This is a genomic window from Pedobacter sp. ASV1-7, from assembly GCF_040203335.1.
Lineage (GTDB): Bacteria > Bacteroidota > Bacteroidia > Sphingobacteriales > Sphingobacteriaceae > Pedobacter.
This window is the reverse complement of the sequence record NZ_JBEHBV010000010.1, coordinates 119,754-135,597: the sequence shown is the minus strand read 5'-3', so window position 1 is coordinate 135,597 and position 15,844 is coordinate 119,754. Positions and strand designations below refer to the sequence as shown.

General features: G+C 38.0%; 26 protein-coding genes. 20 read left to right on the top strand and 6 right to left on the bottom strand.

The features are described from left to right. Nucleotide 1 precedes the first annotated feature (1 nt). Nucleotides 2-802: an inorganic diphosphatase gene (locus tag ABDJ41_RS20415; protein ID WP_349787977.1), complete on the top strand. Its 801-nt coding sequence runs from the start codon at nt 2-4 to the stop codon at nt 800-802. 21 nt (nt 803-823) lie between these two features. Here the strand turns inward: ABDJ41_RS20415 and ABDJ41_RS20410 are convergent, their stop codons facing one another. From ABDJ41_RS20410 to ABDJ41_RS20400, 3 genes are all read right to left on the bottom strand, one after another. Further along, nucleotides 824-1,264 (bottom strand): hypothetical protein, encoded by a 441-nt coding sequence (locus ABDJ41_RS20410; RefSeq protein WP_349787975.1) that lies wholly within the window; start codon nt 1,262-1,264, stop codon nt 824-826. 5 nt (nt 1,265-1,269) lie between these two features. Further along, nucleotides 1,270-1,440 carry a SpoIIAA family protein gene (locus tag ABDJ41_RS20405; RefSeq protein ID WP_349788066.1) on the bottom strand — a complete coding sequence of 57 codons (171 nt, stop codon included), beginning with the start codon at nt 1,438-1,440 and terminating at the stop codon, nt 1,270-1,272. Between the two features lie 199 nt (nt 1,441-1,639). Then, a complete protein-coding gene (locus tag ABDJ41_RS20400) occupies nt 1,640-1,831 on the bottom strand; it encodes a cold-shock protein (protein ID WP_349788065.1) in 192 nt (63 codons plus the stop codon). A gap of 250 nt (nt 1,832-2,081) precedes the next feature. Here ABDJ41_RS20400 and ABDJ41_RS20395 point away from each other — a divergent pair, with 250 nt between their 5' ends. The 6 genes from ABDJ41_RS20395 (at nt 2,082) to ABDJ41_RS20370 (ending at nt 4,398) form a co-directional block, all read left to right on the top strand. Then, nucleotides 2,082-2,345 (top strand): hypothetical protein, encoded by a 264-nt coding sequence (locus ABDJ41_RS20395; protein ID WP_349787974.1) that lies wholly within the window; start codon nt 2,082-2,084, stop codon nt 2,343-2,345. Nucleotides 2,346-2,362: 17 nt separating this feature from the next. Next, nucleotides 2,363-2,557: a hypothetical protein gene (locus ABDJ41_RS20390; protein ID WP_349787973.1), complete on the top strand. Its 195-nt coding sequence runs from the start codon at nt 2,363-2,365 to the stop codon at nt 2,555-2,557. A 2-nt stretch (nt 2,558-2,559) separates the two neighbouring features. After that, nucleotides 2,560-2,817 (top strand): hypothetical protein, encoded by a 258-nt coding sequence (locus ABDJ41_RS20385; RefSeq protein ID WP_349787971.1) that lies wholly within the window; start codon nt 2,560-2,562, stop codon nt 2,815-2,817. A 12-nt stretch (nt 2,818-2,829) separates the two neighbouring features. Next, nucleotides 2,830-3,105 (top strand): hypothetical protein, encoded by a 276-nt coding sequence (locus tag ABDJ41_RS20380; protein ID WP_349787969.1) that lies wholly within the window; start codon nt 2,830-2,832, stop codon nt 3,103-3,105. Nucleotides 3,106-3,340: 235 nt separating this feature from the next. Beyond that, on the top strand, nt 3,341-3,874 hold the full coding sequence (locus ABDJ41_RS20375) for a GNAT family N-acetyltransferase (protein WP_349787968.1): 534 nt from the start codon (nt 3,341-3,343) through the stop codon (nt 3,872-3,874). Next, a complete protein-coding gene (locus ABDJ41_RS20370) occupies nt 3,871-4,398 on the top strand; it encodes an NADPH-dependent FMN reductase (protein WP_349787967.1) in 528 nt (175 codons plus the stop codon). The genes ABDJ41_RS20375 and ABDJ41_RS20370 overlap by 4 nt, the downstream gene beginning before the upstream one ends. Nucleotides 4,399-4,438: 40 nt before the next feature. On the opposite strand, the gene ABDJ41_RS20365 is transcribed toward ABDJ41_RS20370, so the two are convergent. Beyond that, the gene (locus ABDJ41_RS20365) at nt 4,439-4,849 is read right to left on the bottom strand and encodes a hypothetical protein (RefSeq protein WP_349787966.1); all 411 of its coding nucleotides are present in this window, start codon (nt 4,847-4,849) and stop codon (nt 4,439-4,441) included. A gap of 166 nt (nt 4,850-5,015) precedes the next feature. On the opposite strand from ABDJ41_RS20365, the gene ABDJ41_RS20360 reads away from it, so the two are divergent. The 9 genes from ABDJ41_RS20360 to ABDJ41_RS20320 all read left to right on the top strand — a co-directional run bounded on the left by ABDJ41_RS20360 (nt 5,016) and on the right by ABDJ41_RS20320 (nt 9,708). Beyond that, complete coding sequence (locus ABDJ41_RS20360) at nt 5,016-5,654, top strand: UPF0758 domain-containing protein (RefSeq protein ID WP_349787965.1); 639 nt, start codon at nt 5,016-5,018, stop codon at nt 5,652-5,654. Between the two features lie 299 nt (nt 5,655-5,953). Further along, complete coding sequence (locus ABDJ41_RS20355) at nt 5,954-6,508, top strand: hypothetical protein (RefSeq protein WP_349787964.1); 555 nt, start codon at nt 5,954-5,956, stop codon at nt 6,506-6,508. A 55-nt stretch (nt 6,509-6,563) separates the two neighbouring features. Next, a complete protein-coding gene (locus ABDJ41_RS20350) occupies nt 6,564-6,785 on the top strand; it encodes a hypothetical protein (protein WP_349787963.1) in 222 nt (73 codons plus the stop codon). Then, nucleotides 6,782-6,955: a hypothetical protein gene (locus tag ABDJ41_RS20345; RefSeq protein WP_349787962.1), complete on the top strand. Its 174-nt coding sequence runs from the start codon at nt 6,782-6,784 to the stop codon at nt 6,953-6,955. Before ABDJ41_RS20350 ends, ABDJ41_RS20345 begins: the two co-directional genes overlap by 4 nt. An 11-nt stretch (nt 6,956-6,966) precedes the next feature. Next, entirely contained in the window at nt 6,967-8,046 is a 1,080-nt protein-coding gene (locus ABDJ41_RS20340) for a DUF932 domain-containing protein (RefSeq protein WP_349787961.1), read from the top strand. A gap of 42 nt (nt 8,047-8,088) precedes the next feature. After that, complete coding sequence (locus tag ABDJ41_RS20335) at nt 8,089-8,307, top strand: hypothetical protein (RefSeq protein ID WP_349787960.1); 219 nt, start codon at nt 8,089-8,091, stop codon at nt 8,305-8,307. Between the two features lie 44 nt (nt 8,308-8,351). Further along, nucleotides 8,352-8,723 (top strand): hypothetical protein, encoded by a 372-nt coding sequence (locus ABDJ41_RS20330; protein ID WP_349787959.1) that lies wholly within the window; start codon nt 8,352-8,354, stop codon nt 8,721-8,723. 18 nt (nt 8,724-8,741) lie between these two features. Further along, a complete protein-coding gene (locus tag ABDJ41_RS20325; RefSeq protein ID WP_349787958.1) occupies nt 8,742-9,116 on the top strand; it encodes a hypothetical protein in 375 nt (124 codons plus the stop codon). A 10-nt stretch (nt 9,117-9,126) separates the two neighbouring features. After that, nucleotides 9,127-9,708 carry a hypothetical protein gene (locus tag ABDJ41_RS20320; RefSeq protein ID WP_349787957.1) on the top strand — a complete coding sequence of 194 codons (582 nt, stop codon included), beginning with the start codon at nt 9,127-9,129 and terminating at the stop codon, nt 9,706-9,708. A 195-nt stretch (nt 9,709-9,903) separates the two neighbouring features. Here ABDJ41_RS20320 and ABDJ41_RS20315 read toward each other — a convergent pair whose 3' ends face one another. After that, the gene (locus ABDJ41_RS20315) at nt 9,904-10,203 is read right to left on the bottom strand and encodes a CHC2 zinc finger domain-containing protein (RefSeq protein ID WP_349787956.1); all 300 of its coding nucleotides are present in this window, start codon (nt 10,201-10,203) and stop codon (nt 9,904-9,906) included. Nucleotides 10,204-10,640: 437 nt separating this feature from the next. Further along, on the bottom strand, nt 10,641-10,943 hold the full coding sequence (locus ABDJ41_RS20310; protein WP_349787955.1) for a hypothetical protein: 303 nt from the start codon (nt 10,941-10,943) through the stop codon (nt 10,641-10,643). Between the two features lie 250 nt (nt 10,944-11,193). Here ABDJ41_RS20310 and ABDJ41_RS20305 point away from each other — a divergent pair, with 250 nt between their 5' ends. The 4 genes from ABDJ41_RS20305 to ABDJ41_RS20290 are packed head-to-tail and all read left to right on the top strand — an operon-like array spanning nt 11,194 to nt 15,843. Next, complete coding sequence (locus tag ABDJ41_RS20305) at nt 11,194-13,008, top strand: KAP family P-loop NTPase fold protein (protein ID WP_349787953.1); 1,815 nt, start codon at nt 11,194-11,196, stop codon at nt 13,006-13,008. A 6-nt stretch (nt 13,009-13,014) separates the two neighbouring features. Further along, nucleotides 13,015-13,827 (top strand): Qat anti-phage system associated protein QatB, encoded by an 813-nt coding sequence (qatB, locus tag ABDJ41_RS20300; RefSeq protein ID WP_349787952.1) that lies wholly within the window; start codon nt 13,015-13,017, stop codon nt 13,825-13,827. Further along, nucleotides 13,824-15,122: a Qat anti-phage system QueC-like protein QatC gene (qatC, locus tag ABDJ41_RS20295; protein ID WP_349787951.1), complete on the top strand. Its 1,299-nt coding sequence runs from the start codon at nt 13,824-13,826 to the stop codon at nt 15,120-15,122. Before qatB ends, qatC begins: the two co-directional genes overlap by 4 nt. Continuing rightward, the gene (locus ABDJ41_RS20290; protein ID WP_349787950.1) at nt 15,115-15,843 is read left to right on the top strand and encodes a TatD family hydrolase; all 729 of its coding nucleotides are present in this window, start codon (nt 15,115-15,117) and stop codon (nt 15,841-15,843) included. Before qatC ends, ABDJ41_RS20290 begins: the two co-directional genes overlap by 8 nt. The last annotated feature ends 1 nt before the right edge of the window (nt 15,844 follow it).

The following is a 15,844-nucleotide window of genomic DNA, read 5'->3' as shown; positions in this document are numbered from 1 at the left end:
AATGGAGGCGGTTACCGTAATCATTGAAACGCCCAAGGGAAGCGGTCAGAAGTATGACTATGATCTGCGGACTGGAAAGATGAAGCTGAAAAAGGTGATGCCGCTAGGTCTGGTATTTCCATTTGATTTCGGTTTTATTCCAGGGACGGTTGGAGGCGATGGTGATCCGCTGGATGTGCTGGTAGTTTCCGAAGTTTCTGCTTTTGCGGGTTGTGCGGTGGATTGCAGGATTATTGGCGCGTTTAAGGTTGTTCAGCAAGAACATAATGGAAAACCTGTGCGCAACGATAGGCTGATCGGCGTTCCGGAAGTTTCCCAGCGTTATGCGGATGTGTCTTCCATGGGTGATCTTTCCAAAACGATTGTGGAACAGGCCATCGCTTTTTTTACCAGTTACAACCAGCAGGGGGGCAAGAAATTTAGCGTCCTGGAAAAGTTAGGTGCGGGCAAAGCTTTTCAGCTCATTGAAAAAAGCCGGAAGGATTTACCTATGGATCGGCTGGTGGAAATTTTCCTGCCTTTACGAGATGGCAATGGCGAGGTATTTCCTAAGCAACTATATGATGGGATTCGTGTGGAGCTGACGACTAAGTTTGGAGGCTTAACTGAATATTTCAGGAACCCGGCTAAGGGTTTCTGGAAACCTGATGAGGGGACAGCTGAGCAGGATGAGCTTTTGGTATTTGAAGTGATGTGCAGTGAAACAGATACCGAATTCTGGAGCAAGCTGAAGCTGCGACTCCTCAAACTTTTTAAACAGGATTCGCTCATCATCAGGTGTTCTAAGATAGAATTGCTATGATGTTGTTGTGTATTTGGGGTGTTAGGATTTTTTCATCAACACCAGGACTAGGCCTGTGACCACTGCACCCAGCAGGTAGTATCCGATAGTGAGGGTTTTTACCTGGTTGTTTTTAGCAACCGGCTGGGGATCTAAGCCCATGGGCTGGGGTAGGCTAACTGCGCCGATGCCGGCACTTAATCCCATCATGGCGACTTTTGGCCATAGGTATTTTGGATTTCCAGCGCCTATTAGGCTATAGTAGAGGGTATTGCCAATGATATCTCCGGCAAGGGTTGCCTGGTAAAGGTTTTCTTTACTTTGAATGTGTGCACCAAAGTAATGAAGTGCTTTTTGAAGGGCATCTTCACCCAAAATGTCTACTCTGGGCATATCCGGGCTTTTTTTCTTTAAACTTTCATGCAGGACATTTAAGGCGATGGAGCCGGCTAATCCGGCAAAAAGGTTTTTAAGCTTGCTCATGTTGTTCAGGATTTAATGCTTAGCCAGTCTATGGCTGCTTGGAGGTCGTTTAATTCGAATCCTTTTGCCTGGCCTGGGCTGAGGTAGTTGAAAATATCGGTGAATTTTTCAACTGCTTTCTGATCGGTTACGATGGCCATTTTTTTCCAGTCTGTGAAATGTTTGACTCCGGCAATCAGGTCTTGTACCCAGGCTCCGGCGGTGAAATTCTGTACATCGGTTTCCAGTACAACAGGTAATAAATTTCCTTATAACGTTCGCTTAAGGACTCCAGTCCTGGCAGTAATACATTTTTTAGGTCATCTTTGTTGACCTCTCCGCTTGCGCGGACTCCCAATATATGGTCGGGTAGGTTTTTAATAACGGTCAGCATACTCAGATCTTTTTTACTTTAGTAGCGTTGAGGCCCTTCTTGCCGTTTTCGATTTCATAACTGACCCGGTCGTTTTCTCTTATAGGAGCGCTGAGTGCGCTGGCGTGTACAAATAATTCGGGATCCCCATTGCTGGGGATAATGAAGCCAAATCCTTTTGACTCATTAAAAAATTTTACTGTTCCTTCTGGCATGGTGCTTTTAATAAAAATTAGGTGTACCGGAAACATTGGTTGTTCCATTACGGTGATTATAACAGCAGGATTTGAGTATTTGTTTAATAAAACATTAAAATAATTTTTGTGAAACAATCTGTTTAACAAGGTGTTGAATTTACGTTGACTTAGAAACTCTGGGAGGAACCAAGCGTATTTTACCGGTTGGGAAAGGTTTGAGGAAGGCAACAGATGCGTGGAAATAGTTTTACAATTCAATCAATAGATCATGAAGAATATAGCTGAAGAATTGCCGGAAGATCCGGATCAGTCGGCGATCATTAATAAAGACGCTGAGTTTGAAAATAGTGCTGTAGATCCTGGATTTGTGTCAGGGGAAAAGCAGGAAGATAGTGATGATGCTGTTAATCAGCGGCAAGATGACCAATCAGCTGATATGCAGGATGAGCAAGGCACTGAGCGAGGAGCTGGGGGACTTGGAGAACTGGATGGAACGAATCCTGGTTCTAATCATCATCCTATGGATAGTTAAACTTAAAAAAGATGGACATGGCTAAGAAACCAATAACACCATCCACTCCGGTAAGTCCCAGGGATGGCTTAGACAATACAGGAACCCAAGGGTATGATTCGCTGAGTGATGATGCCTATACAGGCTCTTCGGAGAAACCGAAAGAAAATCCCAGAGATAATGAGAGTCACACGGGAAGTTCTTCGGAAGATTTTGATGATAAAGAGGACTAAATATGGGAAATATAGCAGATGAATGGGAGCCTTTTGAAATTCAGGTAACCGTCGAGGGCGAGGTGAAATCTTTGCTGGTCATTCCTGACCGTGAGGAGCCTAAATATGCCATTTTTGATCAGCATACCTCCCTGGGCACGCTCTGGCAGGAGTCTGGGAAGACCGGTAAGGTCTGGTGTGGGGAGGGCATGGCTGTCAAAGCGCTGTTAACGCAGCTTGGGGAGCAGCTGGAAGATTATTTTAATAATAAACCTGTATAAAAATGATTAATTATGGATCCTTTTAATATCATTATCAATGCCGACGGCGAGCGGATTGACCTGAACATTCACCCGCAGGAATCCGGTACTTACAAAATTGTATACCATGGTGCTCTGATAGGTGAGATTTTCTTAGGCAGTGATGGTGAAACGTGGCGGGCTTTAACTGCTGATGAGTTGGAGCCGGGCGGGTTTCCGGTTTATGAGTATGATGAAACTTCTGGTCATCAGGACATCCTGCTGGCTGAGGATATGGTGCAGGAAATTGGCAGACAGATACCCAGGTAATCTTACCGTATCGGATTTAGAAGTCTGGATCAGGAGACGGAAATATTCGGACGGGGTGATACCGGTAATTATAACTAAGCTGTTGGATACAATTGGAGAAGAAGTTCTTAGCGGGTCATTTAGAAATGGATAAACCTCGTCGAATTGATTCCTCGAGAGTACTTTAAATTTATTTTAGGATGTAATTATTTTATGAGGATGTGGTTAACTTTGCCCTGAGATTTAATTTCAGGTTATGATCAAGATACAAAAAGTGGGTTTAGAGGATTTAAAGACTTTACAGGAAATATCCAGAAGCACTTTTCATGAAACTTTTGCCGATAGCAATACCCAGCAGGATATGCAGCATTATTTGTCTGTAAATTTTAGCCTGGACCAATTGGGTGTTGAATTAAATGAAGCTGATTCGCAGTTTTTTATGGCTTGGGATAAGGATAGACCGGTTGGTTATTTGAAGGTGAATAGCGGGAAGGCGCAATCGGATTTAAAGGAAGCGGATTCTTTAGAGATTGAACGGATTTATGTGCTGAATGCTTATCATGGGAAGAAAGTAGGACAACTGTTGTACGGGCATGCCCTTGAGGTGGCCAGGCAGCTGGGGAAATTATCGATCTGGCTGGGGGTATGGGAGATGAACCCCAAGGCGATCCGGTTTTATGAGAAGAATGGCTTTGTTACTTTTGGAACACATTTGTTTAAAATGGGTGAGGATGAGCAGACTGATCTGTTGATGCGGAAGTCTTTATCCGGGGAAGAGGGGCTTTTATGAAAGCAAAAATTTTGGTGATTATCGGCAGTGCAAGTAAGGAGTCATCAAATGCTAAGTTGATGGAGGAGTTCGCCGAGTTGAGCGCTGATGATTTTCAGCTCACTGTATTTACGAAGCTTGGCTTGTTGCCGCATTTTGATCCTTCTTTAACAGAAGATTTGCCTGTAGCGGTTACGAATCTGATCACTTGCATTGAAGCTGCCCAAGGGGTAGTTATTTGCTCACCTGAATACATTTTTAGTATTCCGGCCAGATTGAAGAATTTGCTGGAATGGTGTGTCGCTACGACGGTATTTCTGGATAAACCCGTGGGCTTGGTGACTGCTTCTGCTGATGGTCAGCAGGGACATGCACAGCTGAAGTTGATTATGAAGACCCTTGGTGCCTGCTTGGCTGAGGAAGCTGAGCTGGTGATTAATGGGATCAAAGGCAGGTTTGATGGGGAAGGTAGATTAAGCGATAAACAGGTTCGCGCTGAATTGGTTGATTTTACTGCGGGCTTTAAAAAAATAGTATATGATTAGATTCTGTTTTATTGTATAATAGTGCTGTTTGTCATTTCTTTTAGCTTTTCCAGGAATATATCCCATATCTGATAGCAAAGCTATCATTATAGTCTGACCAGGAGTAATTGTAGCAATTTTTCCAAAGTCTCTGCTGATCATCTACATACGCTTTGGTGCAGTATTGTGGGTCGAAGCCTAGTTTTAAAAGCTCTTGCTTTTCTACATAAATTACTTCTATTTCTTTAAATTGGTCTTTATAATTATGTAATATTCTATAATTTTTTTTGATCTGATTAAATGCTTCGGGGAAGAACTGGTTTTCTTTAGTTCGTAGTTCAGATCGGATTCTGCTGTTGTAATTGTTTTTGCAATCTACATTGCAATATTTTTTTCCTTCTCTTCCATAAACCTGTTTGCCGCAATAATTGCAGGTTGGTTTTTCCTGTTTTTGTATTGATGTTGGTTCCATACGATGTTCGGTTATTCGTTTTAAACATTTGTTATCCGATAAATGTTTTTGGAAACTGTTCGTCTAATTTGGAACGGTTAGTCGTTCTCTCTATCAGATAAGATCATTTTTTCTGCTTTTTTTCTTTCGAATCGCTTGAATTTTGTTTCAACCAATTCTTAAAGTTATGAAAAGACAAGTTTTAGCCTCGGAATCATTTTCGCTTAGAAACAGGCATTATTTCCTGGATTTCAAGCGTGCAGAGAACAATAGTAATTATATCCAGATCACAAGGAGTGAGCAGCAACCTGATGGTAGTTATAAGCGGTGGGAGGTGATTGTTTTTGAAAACCAGTTTGCTGAATTCATCCAGGCTTTTTCCTCATTATTTCAAAGCGCGGCATGGTATGGAGCAGAATATAAAGGCATGAAAGAAATTCACGCTGAGGCCAAAGCATCAAAGGGAATCAAAGGAATGGCACCGGAACAGCGGCCTAGGGAAAGGCTGATGGCGTTGGGGGCAGCTGAGCTTGATGATGCAGAGTTACTGGCGATACTGATTGGTTCGGGCACGCCGAATGAATCAGCTATTATACTTGCCCAGCGCATACTGGCCGGGCAGGGTGCAGATCTATCTGGTCTGAAAGGCATCACGCTGGAGCAGCTTTGCCGGTTCAAGGGTATGGGTATCGCCAAATCCTGTACGGTGCTGGCAGCATTGGAACTGGCAGATCGCATATCCCCTGCATCCATACCCAGCTACAAACCGGTATGTATCTACCGCCCACCTGGGCATGAGCCAGGAAATTTTTTTGAGTATAGCTGATAGCCTACTTTTTTACACCATTTTTTAAGGTTTTTTAAGCTTGCTTAACTGGTAGGTATTAGGCTGTTTGTGCCGAAATTTCTGATCCGCAGGGCTTACCTAGTCAAGGCGGCTCCGCTTTGCTCCGCTGGTTTTGAAAAAACAATCTCCACACCTCGGCTACGCCTTCGGGTAGTATTCTTTTTCCAAAAGCCTTGCCTGTAATCCCTGCTAAATCAGGTGAGGTTGCTTAACAAAAAGCCAGGATAGGCTCCTGCCGAAGGGTAGTAGGCAGGTTGGAAAATCTAAAACCCATAAAAATGGAAACTAAAGTAAAAACAGGCGCAGAGGTTAAAGGAACTAACGCCGTAGCAGACAAAAAAGCCCCTCAATTTGTAGCAGGTAACCCGGTAAATGCGGTATCGCAAAAGGTAGAAACGGACAAAGAGCCAAAAGAGGAAAGCGGTAAAACTGGTTTTGTGGATGTCAACAAGGAAGCGGAAAAACCGAAAGCCGAACCTTCGAAAATGGAAATCAAAGCCAGTATAGCCGAAAAGATTGCAGAACAAAGGGCGATACTGGAACGCCACATTAAACTCGGGGATGATTTGGCTCGTAAGATCAGGCACAGGGACAATTTAAAAAATATCATTACCACGCTGGACGAATTCGAACTGGTTTTGAAAGACAATGCGGACGAAACAGATGGGAATTATTATCAGGGTTGTATGCTTACGATCAAAGATGATAACGGGAAAACCTTTACCACTAAAAATCCTACGATCATTAAAGGCGTGGCTGAGCAGGTGAACAGCCTTTGTACTGAAAAACTCGAAGAGGTCGAAACTGACATCGTTAATCTTATTCCTGCTTAAATAAGTTGCGCCCCTGCTCGGGCGGGGGCGTCAATATTCACCTAAATATTTAAGTATGGAAAAGGATTTTATAGAATTCCTTGACCATGTGTATGAGCCGGGGTATGGCTGGGAATTTAAGGAAAATAACCCCTCGGCATTTTATCAGCAGCTGGAAAGGTTTAACCAGCTGCCTAAAATTCCTAAATATGAAACCATCTTAATTTTTCAAACCACGCAGTGGGATGATAAATCAGATAGCTTCATCACAATTGAAAAACAAATTATATACAGATGAAAAATCACATTTTATATATCATCATTCGCGTAGAGGTCGAAAGTAAGACCGATAGCCTAATGGAAACGGTAGCCGAATTTGAACAGGAAACCAAATACAGTTTTGACAGTACCGAAAACGTGAAGGTACTGGAAACTGAGCTTTTAGCAACTGGATTTAATCACCCTTAATTTTTAAAATCATGTCACATAATCTTAATTATAACAGCAATACCAATCAGCATAGTTTTTTCAGTGTGAAAGAAAAAGCATGGCACAATCTGGGGCAAATCATTGAGCATTACCCGACTAGTAGCGAGGCTATTGTTTATGCAGGACTCGATTTTGAAGTGGAGAAACGCCCGCTATTTACCTGTAATTCTGAAAACTTCGCTGTTTTTAACGATGTGGAAACGGACGAGTATATGAACAGCTTCGAGCCGAATATCATAGTGCCGGACTTCTTTTCTACGATGAGAACCGATACAGACGAAGTCCTGGGTTTAGTGGGTAGGGATTATCAAGTGGTTCAGAATACTGAAGCATTTGGTTTTTTTGATAGTATAGTAGGCGGGGGGACTGGTATCAAATATGAAACGGCCGGATGTCTCGGACGGGGTCAGGTTATTTTTATTACTGCCAAACTACCGGATTTTATTCGGGTAGGGCGTGAGGATTTAATCGAGCAATATTTATTCCTTACTTCTTCGCATGACGGTTCGGGCAGTATCAGTATTGCGTTTACGCCTGTGCGCATTTGCTGTATGAATACCTTAAACGCTGCTTTGAAACACAATTCGGGTTGTATTAAAATCCGTCATACGGCCACCGCTACCGATAAACTGAAACAGGCGCAAATGATGTTAGGTATATCAAACAGTCTTTCCATTGAAATGGAGGCGATTTATAACAGGTGGTCAAATGTGCGTATCAGTGACCCGGAATTAAAACGTCTTATTCAACTGGCTATGGTGCCGAACCGGGAAACGCTGGAAAAACTCCGCAATTTTCAGGATGATGAACTTTCGACACAGTTTAATAATATCGTTGAGAATGTATACGCGTATGCAATGGGAAGTCCTACCCAGCAAATGGATACCACAAGGGGGACGGTGTTTGGGGCTTATAATTCCGTGACGGGGTATTTTCAGAATGTGCGCAATTATAAGGACGATGAAAGCAAGTTTAAATCCATTATGTCAGGCACAGCACTAACCCGTACACAAACTGCATTTGATTTGTGCATGGACTTTACCAAAACTGGGGCAAGCGCTTTGAATTAACAGATTATTTAACGGGGGAGTAATCCCCCTAAATTTCGAATCATGATAAGATATATAGTCGATAGTGAGGGGAATCTGCTTGAAGTGACAGATTTAAAAACTGCAATTTTTCAGGTGGCCATGTACCTCACTTACGAAATCAAGAATCCTACAAGGGAGGAAGAAGAATTTCATAAGAAACGCTTAAGCTACTGGAAGGATATTTATAGCAAACTGGTGATACTCAAACAGGATGCTGATAAAGCTACAGCAATTAATTAGTTTATTTATTCACGGGGCGGGTTTCCGCCCCTTAAATTCTAAGAATGATGAAGCCAATCATAAAACTCAATACTAAGGAAAAGGCCAAGTTGTTACATGCGCTTTTTCCTAATGAAATGCCGGAGTTTTTAAACCATCTGCAAAAATTCTGTACGCACTTATATGAACGTAGGGAAGGTTATGAAAAATTATGGAATCCCCGGTTAATGCATTTTGAACGATGGCGGGTGACTTCGGGCTGTATCTTGCAGCTTTTGGAAAGCAAGCGTGCTAAACTGGAATCCAGTTCAGAAGCATTTGCAAATCATTTGTTTTTCCTGGATTATGCCACCCTAACCCTAAATCAATTAACCAAATACGCAGAAACGGAATCTTATAACCAAAGGTTTAAACTGGCTGTACCTATGTTTTTCTAACCCACTAATTCTAAGATTATGAAACCTATACATAAAATGAAATTACACCAAAAAATCAAAATTCTATATAAGCTATATCCGGCATCAATTGTTGAATTTACCGATTATCTAAAGGCCTGTGCAATTGAAACGATAGATGATAGAGAAGCAATGGCCGAAACATGGGGGAGAAATGTTGTCCAGCAGGATTATTGGGTTTTACTGGCAATGAAAACCTTTGATCGTGTCAAGCATTACGAGGAGAGTTTATTTTATTGCCGGAAATTATTTACAAAGCAGCTGTTCAAAGGTGGTGTATCTCTATTTACAGTTTATACATTATTACGTTACGCAGAAACTGAAAACTGTTCGCATAAGTTCGCACAATCGGTAAAGCTATTTATTGAAATTTAATGATATAGCTATGAAAAGGATTAAAGGAATCAATGTACTGAAAGCTGGGCTTTTGGACTTTTCCGAAGAAATCATATACAGTCTAACCTGTGAATTACAGCGTATTAGTCGAAAGGTTGAAATTGCCGAACTAAAATTCAACCCTTTTAACGAAGAAGTAAGTATTTATATAGAGGCCATGCGATTGGACGCAAATTCGGAGATCATTTTGGACACGTCATTTGCTGATACAACGGAAAAATTGTTGCGTAGTTGTATCTCGGATTTGGAAATAGACTTTTTCGGATTAATCGACCTGTTGGAATTGTTAAAAGGAGTGGAGGGAAAAAATGGCGTTTTGCCCTCTATTTTAAAACCTGTAACTGGTGAATACATTACTCATGAGCAGCAGGATAGAGAGTTATGGGTTTGTGTGTGTGGAAATATGCCCAATTATAATGGGTTTTATGCTTGCGACGAAGACGGTGACCTGATCGAGCCGGGAAATGAAGGGGAGTATTTGTACAGGTGCGAATATTGCGGACGTGTGATCAATGAAAGGGATCATCAGGTTATTGGGATTAATTTAAACCCGAATAACGAGGAGGGATAAGTAGAGAGTTTATTGTTAATCTGTCTGTATTGCTGTTATTTAGCCCATTAGGGCTGCCCGTAAAAAATGTGGGCGGCCCTACGGGCCTTTAGGCGTTTGTTAAGAGGCGAACAACGCGTGAATAATTGATTGATAAAATTTTAACTAAATTCATAAACGTTGTAATAGAAGGTTATATAAATTATTCAGGAAAGCTTATTCGGGCTCCTGTAGAACTTCCACTCCAAGTTTGTCCGCTAAAAGTCTAATTGCCTGCGGGTAATTGAGCTGCTTGATTTCCATTATAAAACCAATAGCATTTCCGCCTTTTCCGCATTTAAAACACTTGAAGATTTGTTTATCTGTCGAAACGTTAAATGTTGATTTGGTGTCCGGGTGAAAAGGGCATAGGCCTTGCATTTGACCTCCAATTGGATATAGGTCAACATATTCCGAAACAAGGTCAGTCAAATCTATTTTACGGAGTAGTGTCTCCTTAAAAGCGTCTGGTATCATAGGCTTATAAATTATGATTACTTAAAGCTAGTTAAAATCTCCTGGATAAAGAATGGTTCAAGTCTTCTGCAATGAGTACAGTTCTAATTGGGATCACTGCTATAAAAGATTTGTTTGTTTTGATATAGAACAGCCTGTCAAAGCTTGGCTAACTTATATGTTCTGGCATAACCCGTTTGCTATATACACTATATATTCAAAACGGTACTGGCAAGGCCTCGCCTGACTCACTACATACTCCGAGTATATGGAAAACCTCTTTGGTGATAAGCTTAGGGTCAAGAAAGTAGGGCTCTGCCCAACTTCCGCTTGCTCCATTGACTCGTCCTAAAATACGTTTACGGTTGACTCCAGAACTAATAAAATTGATTAACAGCTACTATCTTCGTGATTTTGCATCTAATTTATCTTTTGTGAGCAGTTTTTATGGTATCTATCTACCCAAACTTTGTACCGTTTTTGGTTTGTGTGACTTTGGTAACTATTTTGTAGCCATTTTTTTTAAGATATTTCCCTAAATTAACAACATCTATTAAAATATTGTTTTGTACTTGAGGTAATAGTTCACTCGTAAAAATATCATCAACTACTCGTTCTTCGAGTCCATTACCTCCATTTACTCGATAGATTGTAAATGATATTATTCCTGAAGCTTGATCCAGCGCTGTTTCTGCATTAATCAGGCTTTTGTCCTTTTTATGTATATATAAATGTTTAAATTGTTCAGGTAATTCCAGCATATTATATTTCTAAGTGTAATATCTAAAGATAGAAAAATCAATTTCAAAAATATTTACAATTTTTAAAGGTAAGTAATGTGTGATTCGGTCATTTGAGCTCTATGTTAGTGCTATTTAAAGGTTGTTTTTTGTTACAGATAAATTACTGTTAAACACTATCTAGTTTTCTTTTCTCTTTATTATAGTTTGGTAATCAATATTGTAATATTTGTTATAGATTAGAGTATTATTAAAATAATTTAAGGCTCTTATGTGGAAAGACAGTGAAACCAACGTTGACTTGTTGGAGTTTGATTACCTAATCGATATTACAAAAGATATTATTGAGAATGATTCATTATCTCCTTGCACAATCGGTGTATATGGGGATTGGGGGAGTGGAAAATCTAGTTTAGTCGAAATGATTCTAAAGGATTACGAAGGAAATGATGATTTCCTTTGTTTAAAGTTTAATGGATGGCTATTTGAAGATTATGATGACGCTAAAAATGCACTTCTAGGTAATATTCTGGATAGTATAAAAGAAAAACGAGCCCTCAGCGCAAAAGCAAAGAAAACAATTGGTAAACTGTTTAAAAATATTGATTATTTCGACTTAGCAAGTAAGGGGATTAAATATGGAGCGGATTTTTTACTAACTGGTGGGATTGGTACGATGGCAGATTTGACACTTAATACTATTTTATCAAAAGCAAAAAGTGTTGGTTCAAATTTCAAGGAAGAAGATGTAAAAAAAATATTAGGTGACACATTTAAAAAAGAAGATATTAGAAAAAATCTAAGAGAATTTCATGATGATTTTAAAACTTTATTGGGAGAAACTAAAATTAAAAAACTAGTTGTCTTTATTGATGAATTAGATAGATGTAATCATGACACAATCCTCGAGACTTTAGAAGCAATAAGATTGTTTTTATTTACGTCTGGAACAGCATTTATTATTGGAGCAGATGAAAGACAGGTAATGTATGCTGTTAGAAAAAGATTTCCTGAAGTTAAAGGAAATCAGATTGATATTGGAAAAGAGTATCTGGAAAAAATGATACAATACCCGATAAAGATACCCCAGTTAGGAGTTTTGGAAGTTGAATATTATATAACTTGTTTGTTTTTTCAAGATATATTTAAGAATGAATATGATGAAATATTTAAATTTATAAAATTCAAAAAATCAGAAGATTTTTTGAATTTCACCATTACTTATGAATTGATTACAAATCAATTCATAAGTTTAGATAAAGATAAAATAAAAGAGACAATCTCCTTATCCAAACAACTATCTTCTGTATTATCTAAAAGCTTAAATGGTAATCCTAGGCATTGTAAAAGGTTTTTGAATTCACTTTCAATGCGTTTAAAAATGGCTGGCTTTAAAGGAGTGACATTGGATAAGAAGGTTTTAGCTAAAGTGATGCTCATAGAGTACTTTAAAGAAAGCGTATTTAAACAAATTGGTGAATTGCAAGCTAACGAAAACGGTAAGCCGAAAGAGTTAGAGCTAATAGAAAAAAATGAATGGGATTCAGTAACAAAGTTAAAGCTTTGGAAAGATGACGAGTGGTTTACTAACTGGATAAAAATAGAACCAAAACTATCTGAAATTGATTTACAACCATACTATTATTTTTCAAGGGAAAGTTTGCAAAATACTTTGATTAAAACAAATACAAGTATAAGTCCTGAGGCTGAAAAAGCTTTGGATAATTTGCTTTCCAAATCGGATGCCTTTAGAAAGGATGCACTAAAGAAAGCTGCAATTATAAACGAATTTGAATCTTTAGAAATACTTAAAACGCTGTATTCTCAAATTGAATTATCATCAGAAATTGATGCCAAAATGTTTACTTCCTATATTGAATGGGGAGCAACGAAAGAAGTTTTATACTCTGAAGTTATATCGCAATTAAGTAGTATTCCTGTGAGTAAAATAAAAAGCCATTTTATTCCACGTATAGTGGAATTTGGGAAGGTTAGTGGTAAGACTAACGAAATTAAAGCATTATCAATGATCTGGATGAAAGAGAAGTCTTCATTAAAAGCTTCAATAGAACAAGAATTTAAATAGAAAAATATGGGCACATCAAGTATGTATGGAGGGTATAGTGGGAGTAATTCTCAGGGAAATCCCTTATTACCTTCTGATTTTGACGAGAACGAAACAGATTCTTCAAATGAAGAAGATTCAACTGAAACTCAGCATTCGGATGATAACGAAGATGGAGAAAAAAGAATTGTTAGCTGGCAAACAGCAAAGACAGCAATGTCAAAATTTGCTTCAGGTTCTTCCGGTAATATCAAAAATGCATTATCGAGTTATGTTAAAGCACATGGAGGTGCCAAATCTGCTTCAAAGACCATAAGATCTGCAATTGTTACTACAAAAAATATTGGGAGTTTTATTAATAGTGTTTCTACTGGCGGCTTAAGAGAAACATTAGATGGATACAGTATTGATTATGAAAATAGAACGGTCTCTGAAGTTTTAAGTGAATTAATAAATTATTTAGCCCCATCTCCAATTACTAAAGATGATTCAATTGCTAGAAAAGCATTGATATTAACTATGGAAAATCTTTACAATTTGATGGGGGAGGAGTCTTTGGATCTCGATAGTGTAACTGGAGAAAGTCTTAATTTTCTAATTCCTAAGTATGTGGAGTCATTTATATATGAACGGTTAATAAACGACTTAGGTAGTAGGATAGAAACAGCCGATATTGATTTTAAAAGAGCTGTTGAGATAGAAAATGACTTAAAAGATTATATTGTTGCAAAAGTTGAAGTTGTTTTTAGAGGCAAAGATTTTACCACTATAGTATTTACGAACGCAGTAGTGGAAAGTTTATATAATCAATGCTATACTGTAATGGAGGATATGATATGAATAAAATAGTTTTTAAACTAAGCACAAAAGATAAGTTTGAAGTTAGTGATGCTAATTTTAATATTGACCTATCATCAAAAGATGATTATCAACATACATTTTATAATTCACTGCGACCACTTTATAGGATGTCCAACTTTTTTCAAAGTGAAGCATTAGATTTATTTTATATTTCATTAATGATTTATTTTGCAGATAGAAAGGTTCTAAGATCGGATTATGCGGATAACTGGACTAGGGCTTTTAAACTGTATATTCCAGTTTTGAATATTGAAAAATGGGAAAAAAATAAAGGGCTTTTAGAAAGTATGATATCGTATTTGAGTGGTGATAATTGGAGGTTCGAATTTAGAGAAAGAGAATTAAATGATATCGAAGCCAAAATTTCATCTAATATCGAGAAGAGATATGTTGACAAGAAATTTAATCCAGATGCCTTCTGTATGCTATCAGGTGGATTAGACTCATTTATCGGTGCGATTGATTTACTAACTAAAAATAAGAACATTGCGTTTATCGGTCATTACGGTGGTGGTAAAGGAGTTAAGCCGTTTCAGGATGCGGTCAATGGACTACTGAAAACACGATTTAACTTAGAGGATGTACAATTTTTTAATTTTAATGCTACACCATTAAAAGGAGTTGAAGATAGTACAAGGACACGTTCATTCTTATTTTTTGCACATGCCATAATACTTGCATCCTGTAGCCAAAAGGAAGTTGAATTGTTTATTCCTGAAAATGGATTGATATCTTTAAATATTCCATTAACTAATACTAGGCTAGGTAGTAGTAGTACAAGAACTACTCATCCGTATTATATGGCGTTGCTTCAAAAATTACTTATTGACCTTGGATTGAAAATTAAACTAAAAAATCCTTACCAATTTCAAACTAAAGGAGAGATGATGTTAAATTGCTCGGATATTGATTTTATAAAGGAAAATTATAAATATACTATGTCTTGTTCTCATCCAGATCAAGGAAGGTATCAAAAAGAGTCTAAACCACTTCATTGCGGAACTTGTTTGCCTTGTACTATACGAAGAGCATCAGTAATTAAAGCTTTTTCTAAAGATATGACACAATATAGAGATATTGATTATAAAGAAAATAAAGCAAAATCTGAATTAAGGTCATTTAAAATTGGAGTTGCAAATTTTAGAAGCCAAATTAATAATAAATTCACAATTCAGATAGCTGGGAAGATTGAGAATGATTTAGAATTTTTCGAACAAATGTATGTCAATGGTATGAATGAGTTAGCTGCTTTTTTGGATTTAAATAATGAATAATTTTTTATTTGACACACATTCTCATTTAGATTTAGTTAAGGATTTTGATAATGTTGTATCGGAAATAGAGCAAAAGAAAATCTATACTATTGCTGTTACAAATTTGCCTGTTTTATACAAAAAAATGTTGCACCGCATAAATTCGAAATATATTAAACCAGCCTTAGGGTTTCATCCAGAATTAGTAGGTCAGTATCAAAAATATATTTCAGATATGTGGGCATATTTACCTGAAGCTAAATATATAGGAGAGGTTGGTATAGATTTAAAAGTTTCGAAAACTTCAGGTGTAATACAGACACATTTTTTTGAAGAATTGATTTATAGGTGCAATCATTTAGGAGGTAAAATTTTGACAATTCATTCTAGAGGTAGCGCAGATGAAGTTGTAAAAATTATTGGAGATGGATTTAATGGGAGCTTTATTTTGCACTGGTATTCTGGAAGTACAAAAACTTTGGAAAGGGCAGTTGAGAATGGGGCTTATTTTTCTATTAACTATTCAATGATAAATTCCGTTTCCGGACAAAAGTTAATTCTTAGAATCCCAAACGATAGATTGTTGATTGAATCTGACACACCATTTGTGGTAGTTCAAAATAAGGTATTTGATACATTGCTAGTGGATGAGATTGTTAAAGGGCTAGCCAACTTAAAAGGAATAGCATATGCCGATATGTTAACTATTTTATGTGCTAATTTTAGGAAGGCGATTTCATAGC